Genomic DNA, 21,294 nt, shown 5'->3' with positions numbered 1-21,294 from the left:
TAGCTATCCAATAAGTTTTTTGAACTTAAAAGGATAGCTATTTTTATTTTTTTTGAAAGCGCGGAGCCACTTTTCCATTTTTTCGATCGCGGTGGAGTAAAAATCCTGCGAAAAAGCCAAAGCCTATAACAAAAAGAATAATGCCAACGACGAATTGTAGCCATAAAAATGGGAAAGGTGAGATGAGCTTACCAAATAATGTATCACGCATAAATTTAATGCCACCTGCAGCCATAAGACCTGGAATAAGCATTACAATAAATGCAGCTAAACGAGCCATGCATGTCCCCCCTTATTCCTAATTTTAATTGTACCTGTGGATATTGGAATGTCAAGGAAGCTATGTAACTGATGTACCCAAAAACTAGTAAAGACTAATAGAAAAGTTGTAACTGAATGTTTAGAAAATTCTTACTTAAACAAGAAAATGTAATAATAGTTGATAAATTGTGAAATTGTGAGTATTGTAAAAATAAATGGAGCATTATTATCCATTGTTAAACAATTTTAAATTCTTTCAGCTGGTGTCCAAATACTAGCTGAAAGAATTTAAAGTCTCCGGCGGATGTCGCGGAATCGGAAAAAATGTGCAAGCATAAAGCCGTTTCCGGACGCCATTATGCCGAGGCATAATTGATATACTTATTATACTGAATTGGAATGGGCATTTGGGGATGCACTTTCAAAAGCAAAGGGGCGAGTTTTCATGGAAATCTTCAAGTATATGGAAAAGTATGATTATGAACAATTGGTATTTTGCCAAGATGAAGCATCAGGGTTAAAAGCGATTATCGCTATCCATGACACAACACTTGGGCCAGCACTAGGCGGGGCACGTATGTGGACATATGCATCAGAGGAAAATGCGATCGAGGATGCATTACGTTTAGCACGAGGGATGACCTATAAAAATGCTGCAGCTGGTTTAAACCTTGGCGGAGGAAAAACGGTTATTATCGGTGACCCATTTAAAGATAAAAATGAAGAAATGTTCCGTGCACTAGGACGTTTCATCCAAGGGCTTAATGGTCGCTATATTACGGCAGAAGACGTTGGTACAACAGTGACAGATATGGATTTAATGCATGAGGAAACAAATTATGTAACGGGAATTTCTCCGGCTTTTGGTTCATCAGGAAACCCATCTCCAGTAACTGCTTACGGGGTATACCGTGGTATAAAAGCAGCGGCAAAAGAAGCCTTTGGATCTGATTCACTAGAGGAGCGTACTATTTCTGTACAAGGTTTAGGCAATGTAGCCTACAAGCTTTGCGAATATTTACATAATGAAGGTGCAAAACTTGTTGTTACAGATATTAATCAAGCGGCAATTGATCGAGTTGTGAATGATTTTGGTGCGACTGCTGTAGCACCAGAGGAAATCTATTCACAGGAAGTTGATATTTTTTCACCTTGTGCATTAGGAGCGATTTTAAATGATGAAACGATTCCGCAACTAAAAGCAAAGGTTATCGCAGGTTCTGCCAATAATCAGCTACAAGATTCTCGCCATGGTGATTATTTACATGAATTAGGGATAGTGTACGCACCTGATTATGTGATTAATGCGGGTGGCGTAATAAATGTAGCGGATGAATTATATGGATATAACCGTGAGCGTGCGATGAAGCGTGTGGAAGGTATTTATGATAGTATCGAAAAAATCTTCGAGATTTCTAAACGTGATGGCATTCCGACATATGTTGCGGCTAATCGTTTAGCAGAAGAACGTATCGCTCGAGTATCGAAGTCTCGTAGCCAATTTTTAAAAAATGAAAAAAATATTTTACACGGTCGTTAAAAACCGTTTATTCGTTTAAAGAAGTCGCATTGTCGACTTCTTCTAACTTTATAGTAGCTTAATAGTTTAAATAACTATAAACGGCAAGGTCAGATCATTTTTCTTAGTACCAAAGGAACAAGAGTTTTCTCAAAAGGGGGAATCCGTATGGCTCAAAATTATGATGTTGTCATTTTAGGCGGAGGTACAGGTGGCTATGTTGCAGCAATTCGAGCTGCACAGTTGGGCTTAAAAACAGCTATTGTTGAACGTGAGCGCCTAGGCGGAACATGCTTGCACAAAGGCTGTATACCGAGTAAGGCCTTACTTCGAAGCGCAGAAGTGTATCGTATGGCAAATAAAACAGCTGCTGAATATGGTGTTGATATTGAAGGCGCTACATTGCAATTCGACAAAGTGCAGGTAAGAAAGCAAACGATTGTTGAGCAATTGAGCCAAGGTGTGAATACACTGATGAAAAAAGGCAAAATAGACGTTTATCAGGGAACAGGTCGAATTTTAGGACCGTCCATTTTCTCACCAATGCCTGGCACTATTTCAGTTGAAATGAATAATGGCGATGAAAATGAAATGCTCGTTCCAACAAATGTGGTCATTGCCACCGGATCAAGGCCAAGAGGAATGGCAGGACTAACAATTGACGGTAAATATGTGATGAACTCTGATCATGCACTGGAAATGGAAAATTTGCCAAAGTCATTATTAATAGTTGGCGGGGGCGTTATTGGAATTGAATGGGCCTCTATGCTTTGTGATTTTGGGGTTTACGTAACGGTCATTGAATATGGGCCATCCATTTTACCTACAGAGGATACGGATATTGTAAAAGAGGTAACTAAGCAGCTTGAAAAAAGAGGCGTCCGAATTGTGACGAACGCCCGCTTAGATACAGGGACCTTTAAAATTGAAAATGATAACGTTTACATTTCTGCGAAAGTCGATGATAAGGATGAATTATTTGAGGCTGATAAAGTACTGCTTTGTGTTGGGCGTGAAGCAAATACACAAGGTATTGGATTAGAAAATACAGAAATAGAAGTTGAAAATGGGTTTATCAAAGTCAATAATTCGTATCAAACGCAGGAATCACATATGTATGCCATTGGGGATGTTATCGGTGGCTTACAATTAGCTCATGTTGCTTCGCATGAAGGGTTGTCTGCGATTGAGCATATTGCAACGGGGGAAACAGAGGCGCTAAATGTTCTAAATGTACCAAAATGTGTGTATTCTTACCCTGAAGTTGCGAGTATTGGCTTAACAGAGAAGGCTGCTCGAGAGCAAGGTTATTCATTGAAAGTCGGTAAGTTTCCATTCAAGGCGATTGGAAAAGCGCTAGTTAATGGAGAGACAGATGGCTTTGTGAAAATGATTGCCGATGAAGAAACGAATGATATTTTAGGTATTCATATGGTAGGACCACATGTGACAGACTTAATTGGAGAAGCATCACTTGCTAAATTATTGGACGCAACGCCTTGGGAAATTAGTCAGGCTATTCATCCACATCCGTCACTAAATGAGGTACTAGCGGAATCAGCATTAGCAGTGGATAATCGCGCCATTCATTTTTAATTTAGTGAAAGTGAAACGTCGGGAAAGGGTGTTCGTATGCAAAGTGTTCAAATTAAGCATGAGGATTTAGGTTTATCAAAAGAAGATGTACTTGCAATGTTCGAAACGATGTTAATGGCGAGAAGGTTAGATGAACGCATGTGGTTATTAAACCGTTCTGGGAAAATTCCATTTGTTATTTCTTGTCAGGGACAGGAGGCAGCACAAGTAGGGGCAGCCTTTGCTCTTGATAATAATAGAGATTATATTGCACCCTACTATCGAGATATGGGAGTTGTTTTACATTTTGGCATGACACCAAGAGATTTGATGTTATCCGCATTTGCTAAAGCAGAGGATCCAAACTCGGGTGGGCGTCAAATGCCAGGTCACTTCGGGCATAAGAAAAATCGTATTCTAACAGGCTCATCGCCAGTTACTACACAAGTTCCGCACGCGGTAGGAGTTGCTCTAGCAGGCCGTCTACAAAAAGAAGATTTTATTACTTTTGTTACGCTAGGTGAAGGCTCTTCAAACCAAGGTGATTTCCATGAAGGTGCGAATTTCGCAGGAGTGCATAAGCTGCCAGTAATTATAATGGTAGAAAATAATCAATACGCAATTTCTGTGCCTGTAGAACGTCAATTAGGCTGTGCAAAAGTATCAGATCGCGGTATTGGCTATGGTATGCCAGGTGTTACTGTTGACGGGAAAAATCCGTTACAAGTTTATAAGGTTGTGAAAGAAGCAGCTGATCGCGCGCGTAGTGGTGAAGGTCCGAGTTTAATAGAAACAGTGACTTATCGCTTAACGGCCCATTCTTCAGATGATGATGATCGTCAATATCGAACTGCCGAGGATATAGCAGAAGGAAAGGCAAATGATCCAATTCTGTTGTTTGAAAAGTACCTAACGGATGTAGGCGTTATGACAGAAACACTACGTGCTGAAATAGAAGAACGTGTCATGGCAGAGGTGAATGAAGCAACAGATTATGCAGAAGCTGCTCCGTATGCAACACCAGAGCATGCTTTGAAATATGTATATGCACCAGCGGACGGAGGTGATGTGTAATGGCAGTGATGTCTTATATTGATGCGATTACATTAGCGATGAAGGAAGAGATGGAACGTGATGAGCGTGTTTTCATTTTAGGAGAAGACGTTGGTCGTAAAGGCGGGGTTTTCAAAGCAACAGCAGGTCTTTACGAGCAATTTGGTGAACATCGTGTACTTGACACGCCTCTTGCCGAGAGTGCCATTGCAGGGGTTGGTATCGGTGCTGCGATGTATGGGATGCGCCCGATTGCTGAGATGCAATTCGCTGATTTCATCATGCCTGCCGTTAATCAAATTGTTTCTGAAGCAGCAAAAATCCGTTATCGTTCAAATAATGATTGGTCTTGCCCAATGGTTATACGTGCACCATTTGGTGGCGGGATTCATGGAGCGCTCTATCATTCGCAGTCTGTAGAGGCACTTTTTGCAGGAACACCAGGCTTGAAAATTGTTATACCATCAACACCTTATGACGCAAAAGGCTTGTTAAAAGCAGCAATCCGCGATGAGGATCCAGTATTGTTTTTTGAGCATAAGCGTGCCTATCGACTCATTAAAGGGGAAGTACCTGTCGACGATTATACATTGCCCATTGGTAAGGCAGATGTGAAGCGGGAGGGGGAAGACGTTACTGTCATTACGTATGGTTTAGCTGTCCATTTTGCATTACAAGCAACTGAGCGCCTAGCAGCAGATGGTATTTCAGCACATATTCTTGACCTACGTACGGTATATCCACTAGATAAAGAAGCGATCATTGAGGCGGCAAGTAAAACAGGTAAAGTTTTACTTGTTACTGAAGATAATAAAGAAGGGAGCATTATGAGTGAGGTTGCAGCAATTATTGCAGAGCATTGTTTATTTGAGCTCGATGCACCAATTCAGCGCCTTGCAGGACCAGATGTTCCAGCTATGCCATATGCACCAACGATGGAAAAATATTTTATGATCAATCCTGATAAAGTTGAGCGTGCAATGCGAGAACTTGCAGCATTCTAATATAAAAGGTTCATCCACTCATGTGGTAAATAGAAGCTTTGAAAAGCTAAAATAACTGTGATTGTTTATCTACGCGTCATAGCCTAAAGCTTATTTATTCACAGGTATTTCAAGACTCTTCATCAAAAGTTCGGGATGACATTTCTTAATTCGTTATGTCATGTATATAAGTTGATTGGAGTGGAGACTGGGCGACTCCTTGGGGATTAGCGTCACAGATGAGACCCTGGAGCGAGCAACGCGAGTGAAGCGGCTCATCGGACGCCCCCAGGAAGCTTTGCTCTGTGCGACAGCTACAAAGCGCCCAGTCGGAACGGAAATCACCCCCCGCTTTATGATGATGAGTATTTTATAAATATGATAGTAATTTGATAGATCCAATTACACCTAGGCATAATATTGATGGGAGGAATAGATGATGGCTATTCAAAATATTACAATGCCACAGCTCGGCGAAAGTGTAACAGAAGGTACGATTGAAAAATGGCTTGTTAAGCCAGGTGATACGGTAAAAAAATATGATCCATTAGCAGAAGTTGTAACAGATAAAGTAAATGCAGAAATCCCGTCTTCTTTTGAAGGAGTTATTACGGAGCTACTTGTAGAGGAAGGGCAAACGTTACCAGTAGGTGCAGTCGTTTGTTCCATTGAAATAGCAGGTGACAGTGAGTTACCTCCTCCTCCTCCGAAAAAATCAGCGGTCAGTACGGCAATTTTAAATGCAGGTGTACAAAAGAAACAGGAGACACAGCAGTCAACTACAGCTACAAAAGCATTGCAAAAAACAGTTCGACAGGATAAAGTGCGTTATTCACCAGCTGTTCTCCGACTTGCACAAGAGTATGAAATTGCCCTTGATAAAATCACAGGTACTGGTGAAGGGGGACGTATAACAAGAAAAGACTTAATGCAACTGATTGAGGCAGGAAATGTACCAACTTCTCTAGTGGAAACACCTCCTGCAATCGATTCTGCCGTACCACAGTCAGTACCTGTTGTAGCACCAACATCACAGGAGAATACGAAACTAGCCACATCTGTACAACCAATTCAAGTAGGCGATATTGAAATTCCGGTCACAAAGGTACGCCGTGCGATCGCCAATAATATGGTACGGAGCGTTCATGAAGTGCCACATGCATGGATGATGATGGAAGTAGATGTTACGGATTTAGTAGCATATCGTGATAACATCAAGACAGAGTTTAAACAAAAAGAAGGCTTTAATATTACGTATTTTGCTTTCTTCGTAAAAGCAGTTTCTCAAGCTCTAAAGGAATTCCCAATGATGAATTCCATGTGGGCAGAAGATAAAATTATCCAAAAACATGACATAAATATTTCCATTGCAGTCGCAACAGATGATGCATTATTCGTTCCTGTTATAAAACACGCTGATGAAAAATCAATTAAAGGTATTGCTAAAGAAATTAATGAGCTCGCAGTGAAAGTTCGTGCAGGAAAACTGACAATGGATGATATACAGGGTGGTACATTTACGGTCAATAATACAGGTGCATTCGGCTCTGTACAGTCGATGGGCATCATTAATTATCCACAAGCGGCTATTTTGCAAGTGGAAAGTATTGTAAAAAAACCGGTTGTTTTACCTGGTGGAATGTTCGCTGCACGAGATATTGTGAATTTATGTTTATCTTTAGATCATCGCGTTCTTGATGGACTTGTCTGTGGTAAATTCCTAAATAGAGTAAAAGAAATACTCGAAAATACAAATAAATCTTCAACGTCAGTCTACTGATGACTTCTCGGAAACCTGTTATATAACGGTTTCCGATTTTTTTTTGCTTTCCGAGTCGCAATTTGTCATGTAGAATAACAAATAGAAACTACTAAGGGGGGAAGCTGATTAAGCGTCCGCATGTCAAACAACATGAAAAATATTGAATTTGAAAAGCCGTCCTATTCAGAATGGCAAGATGCAGCAATCAAGGCTTTAAAAGGGAAACCATTCGAGTCTCTTTTAACGAAAACGAGTGAAGGTATTACATTAGAACCTCTTTATACCCAAGAAAGTTTAGTAGCAAAACTTGGTGAAGAACTTGATAAACAAGTTGCTACAATCCGTTCCCTACAAAATAACGAAGCATTTCAAGTGGCACAGCAAATATATGCTGATACTAGTGAAGCATTTTTTGCACAGCTTGATGATAGCTTAGCTCGAGGCAATGAAGTAGTAACAATTGATAGCCGTGTAAATTTCGAATGGACTGAAGAAGTATTGGTACAATTAGGGACTTATTTCTCAGAATATTCGTTTAAAATTGTAGTTGAAAATTCAAATGATCCATTATTAGCAGTGTTCGACAAAATAGCAGTTAATCAGCGAGAAACTGTCAAAGGTTTCATCGTATCTAAAAATCCTATCTCTTTAAATAATTTCCCGAGCGTGCGCTCAATCGGTGCGGATACGACGGTTTATCATAATGAAGGCGCAAATGCTGTGCAAGAGTTAGCCTATGCACTTGCATTAGCCGCAAAATACGCAACACAAGAAGAAAGCTTTGAAACGTTTGCGAAGAAATTTTATGTATCTTTTGCAATCGATACACAGTTCTTTACAGAAATTGCAAAACTCCGTGCTTTTAAAGTACTTTGGAAAGCGTTCTCATCCGCTTATGGAGTATCTAATAGCGTAAAAGTTCCAACTATTGCTGAAACTTCATTAAGAAGCTTCTCGAAGCTGGATGTTTATGTAAACTTATTACGTTCAGCGAATGAAGCTCTTTCTGGCTTAATTGGCGGTGCGGATGTCTTTACAGTTCACCCTCATGATGCATTAACGAAGCCAACCGATCAATCGGTTCGTATTGCACGAAATGTATCGTTAATCTTAAAAGAAGAAACAAATGTTTTAAAAGTTATAGACCCAGCTGGTGGTTCTTACTTTATTGAGTCATTAACAGCAGATTTTGTGAAGCAAGCTTGGGCATTATTCCTAGAAATTGAAGCAGCTGGAGGTATTGACGCTTACACCGCATCTGGAAAGCTTACGGAGGAACTAGAAAAATCCTATGAAGCTCGTATCAAAGCGGTACAAACGCGTAAGCAATCATTAATAGGTACAAATATTTATGCTAATCCAGCAGATGTACTTGAAAGCGAAACAAATCCAGTGTTTGCAGAAATTAAGCGAATTGCTATACCTTTTGAGCAATTACGTGCGGTAATGACTACGGCAAATGTGAAAACGGGAATCTTATCATTAGGTACACTTAAAAGTTCAAAATCACGTGCTGATTTCGTGTCAGGTTTCTTAAACACTGTAGGGCTAGTACCAGAAAAAAGCGAACCAGTTGCTACAGCTGAAGAAGCACTAGCTTGGTTAAACGCTACAGAAGCAACATATGTGGTAATTGCAGGTAATGATGACGATACAAAAGAATTAGTACTAGCAATTTTAGCGGGCAAACCAGCTAACGTAATTGTTGACGTTGCCGGTAAATTTAAAGACGAAGAAGAAGCTTGGTTAGCAAATGGCTTAAACGGCTTTATTTTCGCAGGACAGAACATCATCGAAAAATTAAATTCAGTGTTCGCTAGCATGAAGGAGGTCCAACGATGAGCAAGCCAAATTTTAGTGCAGTTGAAATCGAAAAAGTTTTAGCAGTTGAAGCGCCTCAAGCGTCAGAAGAAAAATTTATGACGAATGAAGGTATCGAGATTAAAGATGTATACACAAAAGAAGATATTAAAGAGGCAAAACATTTAAACGATGTAGCAGGTATTGCACCAAATACGCGCGGTCCATACCCTACTATGTATGTTGCTCGTCCTTGGACTGTTCGCCAATATGCTGGTTTCTCAACAGCTGAAGAATCAAATGCATTCTACAAACGTAATCTAGCAATGGGTCAAAAAGGTCTTTCTGTTGCCTTTGACTTAGCAACTCACCGTGGCTATGACTCAGATCATCCTCGTGTAACAGGGGATGTTGGTAAAGCTGGTGTTGCGATTGACTCTGTAGAAGATATGAAGATTTTATTTGATCAAATTCCTTTGGATCAAATGTCAGTTTCTATGACAATGAATGGTGCTGTATTACCAATTCTTGCATTCTATATCGTTGCTGCTGAAGAGCAAGGCGTTACACCAGACCAATTAGCGGGTACCATTCAAAACGATATTTTAAAAGAATACATGGTTCGTAACACATATATTTATCCACCAGCAATGTCTATGAAAATTATTGCAGATATTTTTGAATATACAGCGAAATTTATGCCGAAATTTAACTCAATTTCCATCTCTGGTTACCATATTCAAGAAGCGGGCGCAACAAATGACATCGAACTTGCATATACACTAGCAGATGGTCTTGAATATGTTCGTACTGGGCTAAAAGCTGGAATCGATATTGATGCCTTTGCTCCTCGTCTATCATTCTTCTGGGCAATTGGTATGAATTATTATATGGAAGTTGCAAAAATGCGTGCTGCGCGCCGAATTTGGGCACAAATGATGTCAACGTTTAATCCGAAAAACCCTAAGACATTAGCACTTCGTACACACTCACAAACATCTGGTTGGTCTTTAACAGAGCAAGATCCATTTAATAATGTGGCACGTACACTAATCGAAGCGAATGCGTCTTCAATGGGGCATACGCAATCCCTTCACACAAATGCACTTGATGAAGCGATTGCTCTACCAACTGATTTCTCTGCACGTATTGCACGTAATACCCAGCTGTTCCTACAAGAAGAAACGGCAATGACAAAAGTTATTGATCCTTGGGGCGGTTCATACTATGTGGAAAAATTAACAGACGAAATTACAAAATCTGCATGGGCATTAATTGAAGAAATCGAAGAACTAGGCGGTATGGCGAAAGCAATAGAAACAGGTCTTCCAAAAATGAAAGTCGAAGAGGCTGCAGCAAAACGTCAAGCGAAAATCGACTCTAAAACAGAAACAATCGTAGGTGTAAATAAATATCGTCTAGAAAAAGAAGAACCGATCGACATTCTCGACATTGATAATACATTAGTTCGTCAAAAGCAAATTGAACGTTTAGAAGCAATGAAGGCAGCTCGTGATGAAGCAGAAGTACAAAAGCATCTAGCTCGATTAACGAAAGCCGCGCAAGATGGTGAAGAAAACTTATTAGCGATAGCTGTAGATGCAGCCCGTGCTCGTGCTTCTTTAGGTGAAATTTCTGATGCAATCGAAGTTGTGTCAGGTCGCCATAAAGCAGTCATCCGTTCAATCTCTGGCGTTTACTCTGCAAACTTCTCAGATGAGGAGCAAATTGCTGAAATGAAACAAATGACAGAGGAGTTCCTTGAAAACGAAGGTCGTCGCCCACGTATTTTAGTGGCGAAAATGGGACAAGATGGACATGACCGTGGTGCGAAGGTTGTAGCAACAGGGTATGCTGACTTAGGCTTTGATGTAGATATTTCACCACTATTTATGACACCTGCAGAAGCAGCTCAAATGGCTGTGGAAAACGATGTTCATGTCATTGGTGTATCTTCATTAGCAGCTGGTCATAAAACACTTGTTCCTGAATTAGTAGCAGAGTTAGAAAAACTGGGCCGCGAAGATATCATTATTATTGTTGGAGGTGTTATTCCAGCACAAGATTATGAATTCCTTTATGAAGCTGGCGCAGTCGCGATATTTGGCCCTGGTACAGTTATTCCTGTATCGGCACAAAAGATTATTGAAGAGATTTATAAACGTTTAGGCTATGAGGAAGTGTCTGAATAATGGACAAAAACAAAGGAATGCCTGAAAGTGCGCTATTTGTTATGGACGGAGTAGAGGCAACTCACGACGGGATGCAATATGGTACACCGAAAAAGTTCCGCAAGAAAAAAGCAGACAATTTAAACATTCAGGAGCTTGCACAAGAAGTGCGTGCAAGCTCTCGTACACACTTGTCAAAAGCTATTACACTCATTGAAAGTTCAAATGCCACACATAAAGTGCAAGCACAAGAACTTCTTCAAGAGCTTCTACCACATACAGGAAACAGTGTCCGTATTGGGATCACAGGCGTTCCTGGTGCCGGAAAGAGTTCGTTTATTGAGGCTTTCGGAACGATGCTTTGTGAGATGGGGAAAAAAGTGGCAGTCCTTGCGATTGATCCAAGCTCTTCTTTATCGGGAGGAAGTATATTAGGTGATAAGACTCGAATGGAGGAGCTCGTGAAAAAGCCTAATGCATTTGTTCGTCCCTCTCCATCAGCTGGTACCCTAGGGGGTGTTCATAAGAAGACACGTGAAACGATGCTTGTTTGTGAAGCGGCTGGCTACGATGTCATTTTAATAGAAACAGTCGGTGTTGGACAAAGTGAAACGTATGTCCGGGGTATGGTTGATTTCTTCTTGCTATTAGTTTTAACAGGTGCTGGGGACGAGCTACAAGGCATGAAAAAGGGCATTATGGAATTAGCGGATGCCATTGTTGTTCATAAGGCTGATGGTGATAATGTTCGTCTTGCTAAAAAAACGGTGTCTGAGTATAAGCAAATTTTACATTTCTTACAGCCGGCAACCCCAGGATGGATGTCCACAGCAATGCCGGTAAGCTCATGGGAAAAACGTGGTCTCGACAAAGTCTGGCGTACAATAGGGGAGTTCAGACAAATCGTTGAGGCAAATAATTACTGGTCAATTAGACGCCAAAATCAGACGAGAGATTGGTTCCAATCGATGATTACCGACCATTTAATCGATATGTTTTATGGTAATCCAGAACGTAAAGCACAGGTACAACTTTTAGAACGTCAAATTTTAAATGGACAGTTGACAGTCACACAAGGTGTAGATCGTTTGTTTAGCGACGAACAATCATAGAAATAATATTACCTTTGTTATGAGCAACTAGGTGCACAAATTCGTCACTAACTGCTATGATAGGAGATGTATATGCGCCAATATCTAAAGCTATTAGTTTAAGATGATGCGAACTTGAAAGGAGCTTATCGCTATATGAATATGGATTACGATTTATTTATGCAAGAAATTTTAAAAACAGCACGTGCAGAAATTGAGGGTGCTGGTTATGAGCAGCTTCGCACGCCAGAAGCTGTTGAAGAGGCGTTTGCTCGTCCAGGTACAACTTTAGTCATGGTAAACTCAGTATGTGGCTGTGCAGGAGGTATCGCACGTCCAGCAGCAGCACAATGCGTACATTACGATAAACGTCCAGACCATCTTGTAACGGTATTTGCTGGTCAAGATAAAGAAGCAACTGCAGCTGCTCGTTATCACTTCGGTGAAGATCATTTACCATCTTCTCCATCATTTGTGTTATTAAAGGATGGACAAGTAGTAGCAGAAGTTGGACGCTATGAAATTGAGGGACATGACCCAATGTCTGTAGTAACAAACTTACAAGCAAACTTTGAGGAATATTGCGACGAACTTTAATTTTATTCTTAGAAGTTAAAAGAGAAGCTATTCTATAAGTATGTTGCCCCGCAGCTACAAAATATCTGCGGTGGCTTACTACTTGGCCATGCTAATTGATCCTCGATTAGCATGGTGTTATAGCTTCCTTTTATTTTTCAATATACCTGGCCAATTGACGTTCAAAATATTTGTAATATTGGCTAAATGAATAATCTAAAATTCGAAATCAATAAAATTAACAGGTGTGTTGATAAGCAATATTGGGCATTATTATTATTTGTGGTGAAATCCTTTATTTTTCTTGGACTACTTCAATTGTCGCTCGTCGCCAAAAGTTGTTGATGACATTTGTAAAACGTATTCAATGAATATTGTTGATTGTAGTGGAGGATGGGCGACTCCTTGGGGATCAGCGTCACAGATGAGACCCTGGAGCGAGCAACGCGAGTGAAGCGGGACGCCCCTAGGAAAGCGCCCAGCCGGAACGGAAATCAACCACACATTATGGTTTGAGCCTACGTTTGTGAAATAAGGCTAATCAACACGTATGTAAAATTAGAGTACTAAAAGATAGGAGGCAGTCGACTTGAAGAAGTTTTCAATCGGCTATCGTACATTAAAAACGGCCTTTGGTGCAGCAATCGCTATTGCCATTGCCCAATGCTTTGAATTAGCTTCTTATGCATCTGCTGGTATTCTAACAATATTATGTGTACAGCCAACGAAGAAAAAATCTCTTCATGCTGCTTATACACGATTCGTCGCAAGTATTATCGGTATGCTTTATGCATTTTTGAGCTTTGAGCTATTTTCCTATCATCCGCTTACATTAGCAGGTATGCTGATCGTTTTCATACCAACCATTGTATCATTGAAGGTTGCAGATGGTTTTGTCTCTAGTGCAGTAATTATCATGCATATTTATGCAGCCAAAAGCTTTTCATTGGCACTAGTTTCTAATGAATTCGCATTAATGGCAATTGGATATGGTACGGGAATAGCTATAAATATGTATATGCCAGACATTCAAAAGGAATTAAATTACTATAGAGTTAAAATTGAGGAGCTTTATAGTAAGATTTTTTTAGAGATTGCCAACTATTTAAGAGAAGGCGATACATTGTGGAATGGGCAGGAAATTATTGACGCCATTAAAGTATTAAATAGTGCAAAATCCCTAGCATTTAAAGATGTTGAAAATCATTTTACGAGACGTGAAAATGACTACTACGTATATTTTGATATGCGTGAACAGCAGCTAGAAATTATCGATAGGGTTCTTCCGAAAATAACAGCACTTCCTGTTATAGTACAAGAGGCAGTAATCGTCGCTGACTTTTTAAAAGACCTCGGTGAGCATGTTCATTCAGGAAATACGGCTAGTCATTTTAGGGAGAAGTTAGAGCAGGTAAAGTTAGATTTCGCCCAATTACCTTTGCCGAAAAATCACGAGCAATTTTTAGCACAAGCGGCTCTCTATCAATTTATTGAGGAAATGGATCGCTATTTAGAAATTAAGCAGTCTTTTAAGGGCTTAAAGGTAAAGAAAGAGCGCCCGCAGTAATGCGGACGCCTAGCTTTCCATTACACTAGCATTGATAAGCCGAATGCTAGAGATGAAATTACCATGATTGCTATCATCGTATAAACGACAATTTTTTGAAATTTTTTATTACTCATATGCTCGTTCGCTCCTTCTTTTCTTATAAATAGTTTAGCAAATCTGAAAAATTTCTCAAGTAGTAGAGTTTTGACGAAAAAGTCTGTAAAATAGATTATGTACCATAACAGAAGGAGATGTCACCATGGAGAGAGTAGATCATATTGGGATTGCAGTCCGCGATCTTAATGAACGCATTACATATTATACAGAAACTTTAGGCCTAAAGCTGCTGAAAGTGGAAGAAGTAGAATCTCAACAGGTTCGTGTTGCATTCATTGATGCGGGTAATGTAAAAATTGAGTTATTAGAACCGATGAGTGAAAAAAGTACTATTCACGGATACATCGAAAAACGTGGAGAAGGTATCCATCATGTAGCTTTCGGTGTAACAGGTATTCGTGAGCGTATGGCTGAGCTTCGTGAAAAAGGCGTCCGTCTTTTATCTGAAGAGCCAGGACCAGGTGCTGGTGGTGCAGAAGTTGCTTTCATGCATCCGAAATCATCTTTCGGTGTGTTATATGAATTATGCGATAAAAGTGGAAAAGGGGATAAGTGATCAGTATGGATATGTTCGACAAAATTAATGACTTGTATGACCGTAAGACAGTAATTGAACTTGGTGGCGGCTATGAGCGCATCGAGAAGCAACATGATAAAGGCAAATTAACTGCTCGTGAGCGTATTGAATTATTACTAGACGAAGGTACATTTTTCGAGATCAACCCATTCATTACACACCGTACAGTAGACTTTGGCATGGACAAGATGGAAGGTCCTGGTGATGGTGTAGTAACTGGTTTCGGTAAAATTAATGGACGTCCAGTATACTTATTCTCTCAAGATTTCACAGTATTTGGTGGAGCACTTGGTGAAATGCACGCAAAAAAAATGGCAACAGTGATGGATTTAGCTGCAAAAAATGGTACACCATTTATCGGTATTAATGATTCAGGTGGCGCTCGTATTCAAGAGGGTGTACTTTCACTTGATGGTTATGGTCATATTTTCTATCGTAATGCAATCTACTCTGGGGTAATTCCTCAAATCTCAGTTATCATGGGACCATGTGCTGGTGGGGCGGTATATTCTCCAGCAATTACAGACTTCATTCTAATGGTTGATAAGACATCTCAAATGTTTATAACAGGACCGAAAGTTATTGAAACAGTAACAGGTGAAAAAATCTCTGCTGAAGATTTAGGTGGTTCAAAAGTAAACAACGCTGTAAGTGGTAATGCACACTTCCGCGCACCATCTGAAGAAGAAGCTATTGATCAAATTAAGAAGCTATTAAGCTACTTACCACAAAATAATAAAGAAAAAGCACCTCGTCAGGCACGTCCAGAGGGTGATGACTATCGTCCGGAAATCGTGGATACTGTACCGATCGAAACAACTCGTCCTTATGATGTACGAAAAGTAGTCGAGCAAATAGTGGACGAAGGTTCATTTATGGAAGTTCATGCAGAATTTGCGAAAAACGTTGTAGTTGGTTTTGCGCGTATTGCTGGGGAATCAGTTGGTCTTGTATGTAACCAACCTAAAGTATTAGCAGGTGGATTAGATATTGACTCTTCAGACAAAGCTGCTCGTTTTATTCGTACTTGTGATGCTTATAATATACCAATCATCACATTTGAAGACGTTTCTGGTTTCTTCCCAGGCGTTAAACAAGAGCATGGCGGTATCATTCGTCACGGAGCAAAAATCCTTTATGCATACTCAGAAGCAACAGTACCAAAAATCACAGTGATTCTGCGTAAAGCATATGGTGGTGCGTACGTTGCCCTTAACTCTAAATCAATTGGGGCAGACTTAGTATTTGCTTGGCCTAATGCAGAAATTGCTGTTATGGGTGCGGCAGGTGCAGCTAACATTATCTTCGCGCGTGAAATTGCAAAATCGGAAGATCCAGAAGCAACACGTGCAGCGAAAATTGAAGAATATAAAGAGAAATTCGCAAATCCATACGTGGCGGCATCTCGAGGTATGGTAGACGATGTTATCGATCCACGTGATACACGTATTAAGCTAATTCAAGGGCTAGATATGTTATCGAACAAACATGAAACACGTCCAGAGAAAAAGCACGGAAACATTCCTCTATAAAAATTGTACTAGCCTAGTATCCTTTGGGATTTCTAGGCTTTCTTTTTACGAATATTTGATAATAAAAGATCTGTTGAAAATAACAGATAATTGAAACATTTCCTGTTTTCATTCGTACATATATATAAGAGGAGTTGAGATGGATGGAATGGAAACAATTACAAAAAGAGCAAGAAATGATTCATGCACAATTAAGAACTGCTAGTAGGTTAAGTGAACAAAAGGATTTAATTGAAAGGCAAATCGAGCGTGCACAACAGGAAATTTACAAACATTCTAAAGCACTCAATCAAATTCGTTTGAAACTCGATAAGTTAGAAGGTTTTTCTTTTATGAATATGATTCGTACGTGGGCAGGGCAACAAGATGAGTTACGTGCAGAAAAAATTGATGAAGCAGCAATTCTTGAATTGAAAATAAATGAAGCAAAGAAGATGGAACTTGATTTGACAGATGATTTACGGCACATAAACAGTAAACTTACTCAAATTAACGAACAAGAGTTGCATGAAGTTAAAAAGCAATTAAATGCTAAAAAGAAAGGCTATTTACAAATACATGCGCCTGAACAGGCAAAAAGGCTTGAACAATTAGCGCACGAAGAAATGTTAACGAAACAACTTATTTTAGAGATAGGGGAAGCGGAAGAAGCTGGTGAAGCAGCGCTTACTAAGCTTGGACAAGCTGCAGAATCCTTGCATTCTGCAAGTGGTTACTCAGCATGGGATACGTTTTTTGGTGGGGGTCTCATTGCTACACATTTAAAGCATGATGCACTTGATGAGTCCGAAAATTATCTCCATAATGCTCAAATTGCATTACAGCGCTTCCAAAATGAACTACTGGATGTACAAGATATGTCAACGAAATCGTTAGCAGTTGAAACAGATGGATTTGTAAAATTTGCGGACTATTTTTTTGATGATATTTTTTCAGCTTGGTCTGTCCATTCTAAAATATCTACCGCAAGAGAGCAGGTTTCTCGTGTACAAGATGATGTTCATAATACGATCTTGCGTCTACAGGATAAACATAATAAGGCAGATGGCTATTTGCAGTCCTTACATAAAGAAACAGAAGCGATTTTTCAAAGTAATCTGTGAAAAGACTCTCCCTTTAACGGTAAATTAGTAATAACATAAAAAGCAGAAAAACGCTCAGATTATTGAGCGTTTTTTGTGTAAAGCCCCCGTTTGACTGACGAAGGTTATTAAGTATCTCCGTAGTATTCTGCAAAATGCAAAAATCCAAATTTCCTCACAAGAAAGTTTCTTAATTCGCCATGAGTAGCTTTTTCGATTGGAGGATCTGTTAGGGTGAAGGCTTTGGCATTTAATGCAGCAAATTTATCTTTATCTACTGCATTATGTTCTTTATCTTCAATAATCTCTGAAGAAATTGCGACTTTTGGATAACCCATTAAAAATATATGTGTTCTTAATGCCATACTTGGTGTCGAATGCAACAATATAAATACAACCAACAAAGAAACAAGAATTATCACTTTTTTCTTCAAGTCACCGCTCCCCAAAATTGACGTGAATAATCTATAAAATATTTTAACATAAATTTTTCATTTATCTTCCTAGTTAGCTAAAAATTACCTGTCTATAATTTGCGAATTGAATGGAACAGGATAATTATTGCCATCAATTGAAAAACAATGTAATCGTTTTATTTTACCAAACGCAGCAGTATGCTAAAATATAGAAGATAACTATGACGTGGATAAACACGTAAACTAAGGGAGTCCTACAACATGACAAGTCGTTTAGTAGAAGAGTTTTTTGAGCTCGTACAAATCGATTCAGAAACAAAACATGAAGAAGTAATTGCGCCGATTTTAATCGACAAATTAACAGCACTCGGTTTTACAGTAGAACAAGATGATGCACATACTCGTAACGGGCATGGAGCAGGTAATATACTTGCTACGCTAAAGGGTTCATTAGATATTGACCCAATTTATTTTACTTCTCATATGGATACAGTTGTCCCAGGTAAAGGGATTAAACCATCTCTTCGTGAAGATGGCTATATCGTTTCAGATGGTACAACGATTTTAGGTGCGGATGACAAAGCAGGTCTTGCCGCATTATTTGAAATGGCTAAACGCTTAAAAGAGCAAAATATTGAACATGGTGATATTGAATTTATTATTACAGCTGGCGAGGAAAGTGGGCTCGTTGGCGCTAAAGAGTTAGATCCATCTAAAATTAAAGCGAAATACGGCTTTGCTGTAGACAGTGATGGCAAAGTAGGAGGCATTGTAACAGCGGCTCCATTCCAAGCAAAAATTGCTGTTAAAATAATTGGGAAAACAGCACACGCTGGTGTCGCGCCAGAAAAAGGAGTGTCTGCGATTACGGTTGCTTCCAAATGTATTGCACAAATGAAGCTAGGTCGATTAGATGAAGAAACAACAGCTAATATTGGTCGCTTTGAGGGTGGTCAGGCAACAAATATTGTCTGTGACGAAGTAACGATTCTTGCGGAGGCTCGTTCGATCGACAAAGCGAAGCTAGATGCCCAAACGAAGCATATGCAGGAGACGTTCGAGCAAGTAGCTGCTTCCTTAGGTGCGAAGGCTGAAGTTGAAGTGAAGCTAATGTATCCTGGATTCCGTGTAACAGAATCAGATAAAGTTGTGCAAGTGGCAATGGCAGCTGTACAAAACATCGATCGTACACCAAAGCTTGGTATTTCAGGCGGAGGTTCGGATGCTAATGTTATTGCGGGCTTCGGCATCCCTACAGTAAATCTTTCTGTTGGATACGAGGACATTCATACAACAAATGAAAAAATCCCAGTCGAAGAATTAGAAAAATTAGCAGATTTACTTGTTGAAATTATTAAAGAGTCTGCGAAAAAATAACTACAAAAATCGAGGATGTGACCGCATGGAAAGTGTAAAGGCAGTAGTTTTTGCTTGTGGTACAGAGGAATACGCAGTACCCGTGGAACAAGCGATTTCGATTGAAAAGTTAGAGCAAGTAACACCGATTCCTCACTTGCCTAATTATCTTCTAGGCTTCACAAGAATTCGTGGCGAGCTTGTCCCTGTGCTTGATTTTGAACGTATTCTTTATAATCGTTCTTCTAATGCTGCAACAGCACGAATTATAGTATTGAACACGGATGTTGTGAATTATGGATTACTTGTAACAGAAGCTCGTGAAATTCTTGATTTTGATGAGTCGGTATTAAAGCAAATGGGACTTGTTAATTATTCAAAAACACGCTATTTTACAGCTGTGGCTAATCTTGAAAATCGTATGATCACCTACGTTGACCCGAAGGTACTTGTGAATTCATTAGAAGGTATACGTGAAATAATAGATTATTTACACAAAATGCTTGAAAATGAAAAAGAAAACGTAGAGGCATAAGTTTTTGTATGATTAATATTTCATAGTTAATATTGGGGACAGAATTACATATATGTGATTCTGTCTTTCTTTTTAAGTAGCTTACCTCTGCCGAAGCTTAAGACTTATCACCAAAACGTGTCGTTGATTTTCGTTCCGACTAGCTCTTCTATCCACGATTTTTCAATCGCTACAAGTTAGTAACATATATTACTTATTTCTAATTATAGTAAAAATAACCTGTGTTCATATGTACATATTTGAAAGTTATCAATAAAATTATGCGATTTACCTACTGACATATCCATACTAACATCGTATTATGTATGGTAAGAAAACTACTGTAAAAGGCAAACTTCACCGAAAGGGAAGGACGCAAAGCCATGAGTCTAAACACTATTTTAGTGCATGATTGTCAGGTTGCCAGGTTCTGTTCTATGAGCCTCGGCCAATAGAATGGAGATGTAATATATGGGAAGTCATTCACTATCAAAAGCAATCATTGTTTTTATAGTAGCAATTGTAAGTACGCTAGGATTAACAATGGGAAAGGTAGACGCTATGGCCATGCAGGATAGGGCTACTTGGTTATGGGACACGACAAAGATTGTTGAAGATGAATCAGGGGTACTTTTATTTTTAGAAAGCAAACAAGTTAATAAATTATATTTACAAATTAATAGTGATATAGCAAGTAATTATTACAAAAGTTTTATCGATAAAGCTACGGCAAAAGGGATAAAAGTATATGCGTTAGATGGTTCTGCAAGTTGGGTTTCAACAGAGGGCTATAAAATGCAGGATCAGCTATTTGATTGGTTACAAACATATAATGAAAATGCAGCAGCAACAGAGCGATTTTCTGGCGTTCATCTTGATGTAGAGCCCTATTTAAATAGTGGCTGGAGCTCGAATCAAGCGAAAACGATTGAATCCTATCAAGCGCTTGTTACTAGAGCGAAAGGGGATACCGATCGATTACTATTGCCATTGGAAGTTGATATGCCATTTTGGTTTGATGAAATTACTTACAAAAACCAATTCGGTAAAGGTTTATTAGCTGACTGGGTAATTGACCAAGTGGAAAGTGTTTCAATAATGGCTTATCGAGATGCTGCTATAGACATTATTAATATCGTTGAATATGAAATTAATTATGCAAAAAAAGTAAAAAAGTCAATTGTTATTGGTGTGGAAACAGGAGCCACTGATGAAGGGAATAATATTACCTTCTATGATGATGGAGAAGCCTATATGAACAAACAGTTAGCACAAGTTCAACAACATTATGCCAATAAAAAAAGTTATAATGGTTTTGCCATTCATCATGTTGATAGTTGGATGAATATGCAGCCGTAAA

19 protein-coding genes and 1 riboswitch are annotated in these 21,294 nt (G+C 39.3%); of the genes, 16 read left to right on the top strand and 3 right to left on the bottom strand.

From position 1 onward, the window contains the following. Window positions 1-43: 43 nt before the first annotated feature. On the bottom strand, window positions 44-280 hold the full coding sequence (locus tag MY533_RS13470; protein ID WP_132356638.1) for a DUF2627 domain-containing protein: 237 nt from the start codon (window positions 278-280) through the stop codon (window positions 44-46). A 426-nt stretch (window positions 281-706) separates the two neighbouring features. Here MY533_RS13470 and MY533_RS13465 point away from each other — a divergent pair, with 426 nt between their 5' ends. The 10 genes from MY533_RS13465 (at window position 707) to MY533_RS13420 (ending at window position 14,358) form a co-directional block, all read left to right on the top strand. Next, window positions 707-1,801, top strand: a complete 1,095-nt coding sequence (locus MY533_RS13465; RefSeq protein ID WP_132356637.1) for a Leu/Phe/Val dehydrogenase — start codon at window positions 707-709, stop codon at window positions 1,799-1,801. Window positions 1,802-1,948: 147 nt separating this feature from the next. Next, entirely contained in the window at window positions 1,949-3,376 is a 1,428-nt protein-coding gene (lpdA, locus tag MY533_RS13460; protein WP_248716375.1) for a dihydrolipoyl dehydrogenase, read from the top strand. 36 nt (window positions 3,377-3,412) lie between these two features. Further along, entirely contained in the window at window positions 3,413-4,429 is a 1,017-nt protein-coding gene (locus tag MY533_RS13455) for a thiamine pyrophosphate-dependent dehydrogenase E1 component subunit alpha (protein ID WP_248716374.1), read from the top strand. Beyond that, a complete protein-coding gene (locus tag MY533_RS13450) occupies window positions 4,429-5,412 on the top strand; it encodes an alpha-ketoacid dehydrogenase subunit beta (RefSeq protein WP_248716373.1) in 984 nt (327 codons plus the stop codon). The genes MY533_RS13455 and MY533_RS13450 overlap by 1 nt, the downstream gene beginning before the upstream one ends. Before the next feature lie 418 nt (window positions 5,413-5,830). Next, entirely contained in the window at window positions 5,831-7,171 is a 1,341-nt protein-coding gene (locus MY533_RS13445) for a dihydrolipoamide acetyltransferase family protein (RefSeq protein WP_248719212.1), read from the top strand. Between the two features lie 132 nt (window positions 7,172-7,303). Next, window positions 7,304-8,995: a methylmalonyl-CoA mutase family protein gene (locus MY533_RS13440; RefSeq protein ID WP_371873254.1), complete on the top strand. Its 1,692-nt coding sequence runs from the start codon at window positions 7,304-7,306 to the stop codon at window positions 8,993-8,995. Beyond that, a complete protein-coding gene (gene scpA, locus MY533_RS13435) occupies window positions 8,992-11,145 on the top strand; it encodes a methylmalonyl-CoA mutase (RefSeq protein WP_248716371.1) in 2,154 nt (717 codons plus the stop codon). The genes MY533_RS13440 and scpA overlap by 4 nt, the downstream gene beginning before the upstream one ends. Continuing rightward, window positions 11,145-12,236, top strand: a complete 1,092-nt coding sequence (gene meaB / locus MY533_RS13430; protein WP_132356631.1) for a methylmalonyl Co-A mutase-associated GTPase MeaB — start codon at window positions 11,145-11,147, stop codon at window positions 12,234-12,236. The genes scpA and meaB overlap by 1 nt, the downstream gene beginning before the upstream one ends. 135 nt (window positions 12,237-12,371) lie before the next feature. After that, on the top strand, window positions 12,372-12,812 hold the full coding sequence (locus MY533_RS13425) for a BrxA/BrxB family bacilliredoxin (RefSeq protein ID WP_053483738.1): 441 nt from the start codon (window positions 12,372-12,374) through the stop codon (window positions 12,810-12,812). 568 nt (window positions 12,813-13,380) lie between these two features. Further along, complete coding sequence (locus MY533_RS13420; RefSeq protein ID WP_248716370.1) at window positions 13,381-14,358, top strand: aromatic acid exporter family protein; 978 nt, start codon at window positions 13,381-13,383, stop codon at window positions 14,356-14,358. 20 nt (window positions 14,359-14,378) lie between these two features. Here the strand turns inward: MY533_RS13420 and prli42 are convergent, their stop codons facing one another. Further along, window positions 14,379-14,474 carry a stressosome-associated protein Prli42 gene (gene prli42 / locus MY533_RS13415; RefSeq protein ID WP_156304613.1) on the bottom strand — a complete coding sequence of 32 codons (96 nt, stop codon included), beginning with the start codon at window positions 14,472-14,474 and terminating at the stop codon, window positions 14,379-14,381. Window positions 14,475-14,599: 125 nt separating this feature from the next. On the opposite strand from prli42, the gene mce reads away from it, so the two are divergent. The 3 genes from mce to MY533_RS13400 all read left to right on the top strand — a co-directional run bounded on the left by mce (window position 14,600) and on the right by MY533_RS13400 (window position 17,669). Then, window positions 14,600-15,013, top strand: a complete 414-nt coding sequence (gene mce, locus MY533_RS13410) for a methylmalonyl-CoA epimerase (protein ID WP_132356629.1) — start codon at window positions 14,600-14,602, stop codon at window positions 15,011-15,013. A 5-nt stretch (window positions 15,014-15,018) separates the two neighbouring features. After that, window positions 15,019-16,566 (top strand): acyl-CoA carboxylase subunit beta, encoded by a 1,548-nt coding sequence (locus MY533_RS13405; RefSeq protein ID WP_248716369.1) that lies wholly within the window; start codon window positions 15,019-15,021, stop codon window positions 16,564-16,566. Window positions 16,567-16,709: 143 nt separating this feature from the next. Then, on the top strand, window positions 16,710-17,669 hold the full coding sequence (locus MY533_RS13400) for a coiled-coil domain-containing protein (protein WP_248716368.1): 960 nt from the start codon (window positions 16,710-16,712) through the stop codon (window positions 17,667-17,669). A 107-nt stretch (window positions 17,670-17,776) separates the two neighbouring features. Here MY533_RS13400 and MY533_RS13395 read toward each other — a convergent pair whose 3' ends face one another. After that, the gene (locus MY533_RS13395) at window positions 17,777-18,082 is read right to left on the bottom strand and encodes a hypothetical protein (RefSeq protein ID WP_248716367.1); all 306 of its coding nucleotides are present in this window, start codon (window positions 18,080-18,082) and stop codon (window positions 17,777-17,779) included. Between the two features lie 243 nt (window positions 18,083-18,325). Here MY533_RS13395 and MY533_RS13390 point away from each other — a divergent pair, with 243 nt between their 5' ends. From MY533_RS13390 to MY533_RS13380, 3 genes are all read left to right on the top strand, one after another. Further along, entirely contained in the window at window positions 18,326-19,441 is a 1,116-nt protein-coding gene (locus MY533_RS13390) for a M20/M25/M40 family metallo-hydrolase (RefSeq protein ID WP_248716366.1), read from the top strand. A gap of 25 nt (window positions 19,442-19,466) precedes the next feature. Then, window positions 19,467-19,955, top strand: a complete 489-nt coding sequence (locus MY533_RS13385) for a chemotaxis protein CheW (protein WP_248716365.1) — start codon at window positions 19,467-19,469, stop codon at window positions 19,953-19,955. A 318-nt stretch (window positions 19,956-20,273) separates the two neighbouring features. Beyond that, window positions 20,274-20,362, top strand: a riboswitch (cyclic di-GMP riboswitch). Window positions 20,363-20,405: 43 nt separating this feature from the next. Beyond that, entirely contained in the window at window positions 20,406-21,293 is an 888-nt protein-coding gene (locus tag MY533_RS13380; protein WP_248716364.1) for an amidase, read from the top strand. Window position 21,294 lies beyond the last annotated feature (1 nt).

It is taken from the genome of Lysinibacillus sp. Ag94, from assembly GCF_023242215.1.
Taxonomy (GTDB): domain Bacteria; phylum Bacillota; class Bacilli; order Bacillales_A; family Planococcaceae; genus Lysinibacillus.
Note: the sequence above shows the minus strand (reverse complement) of the source record. Positions and strands in the feature narration are given on the sequence as shown.

What these genes read in the sequence shown, in the direction of transcription:
- lpdA (WP_248716375.1), top strand. Translation starts at nt 1,949, where the DNA reads ATGGCTCAAAATTATGATGTTGTCATTTTAGGCGGAGGTACAGGTGGC.
- MY533_RS13385 (WP_248716365.1), top strand. Translation starts at nt 19,467, where the DNA reads ATGGAAAGTGTAAAGGCAGTAGTTTTTGCTTGTGGTACAGAGGAATAC.
- prli42 (WP_156304613.1), bottom strand. Translation starts at nt 14,474, where the DNA reads ATGAGTAATAAAAAATTTCAAAAAATTGTCGTTTATACGATGATAGCA.
- MY533_RS13465 (WP_132356637.1), top strand. Translation starts at nt 707, where the DNA reads ATGGAAATCTTCAAGTATATGGAAAAGTATGATTATGAACAATTGGTA.
- MY533_RS13405 (WP_248716369.1), top strand. Translation starts at nt 15,019, where the DNA reads ATGGATATGTTCGACAAAATTAATGACTTGTATGACCGTAAGACAGTA.
- MY533_RS13470 (WP_132356638.1), bottom strand. Translation starts at nt 280, where the DNA reads ATGGCTCGTTTAGCTGCATTTATTGTAATGCTTATTCCAGGTCTTATG.
- MY533_RS13455 (WP_248716374.1), top strand. Translation starts at nt 3,413, where the DNA reads ATGCAAAGTGTTCAAATTAAGCATGAGGATTTAGGTTTATCAAAAGAA.
- MY533_RS13425 (WP_053483738.1), top strand. Translation starts at nt 12,372, where the DNA reads ATGAATATGGATTACGATTTATTTATGCAAGAAATTTTAAAAACAGCA.
- MY533_RS13380 (WP_248716364.1), top strand. Translation starts at nt 20,406, where the DNA reads ATGGGAAGTCATTCACTATCAAAAGCAATCATTGTTTTTATAGTAGCA.
- meaB (WP_132356631.1), top strand. Translation starts at nt 11,145, where the DNA reads ATGGACAAAAACAAAGGAATGCCTGAAAGTGCGCTATTTGTTATGGAC.
- MY533_RS13400 (WP_248716368.1), top strand. Translation starts at nt 16,710, where the DNA reads ATGGAATGGAAACAATTACAAAAAGAGCAAGAAATGATTCATGCACAA.
- MY533_RS13390 (WP_248716366.1), top strand. Translation starts at nt 18,326, where the DNA reads ATGACAAGTCGTTTAGTAGAAGAGTTTTTTGAGCTCGTACAAATCGAT.
- mce (WP_132356629.1), top strand. Translation starts at nt 14,600, where the DNA reads ATGGAGAGAGTAGATCATATTGGGATTGCAGTCCGCGATCTTAATGAA.
- MY533_RS13450 (WP_248716373.1), top strand. Translation starts at nt 4,429, where the DNA reads ATGGCAGTGATGTCTTATATTGATGCGATTACATTAGCGATGAAGGAA.
- MY533_RS13440 (WP_371873254.1), top strand. Translation starts at nt 7,304, where the DNA reads ATGAAAAATATTGAATTTGAAAAGCCGTCCTATTCAGAATGGCAAGAT.
- MY533_RS13445 (WP_248719212.1), top strand. Translation starts at nt 5,831, where the DNA reads ATGGCTATTCAAAATATTACAATGCCACAGCTCGGCGAAAGTGTAACA.
- scpA (WP_248716371.1), top strand. Translation starts at nt 8,992, where the DNA reads ATGAGCAAGCCAAATTTTAGTGCAGTTGAAATCGAAAAAGTTTTAGCA.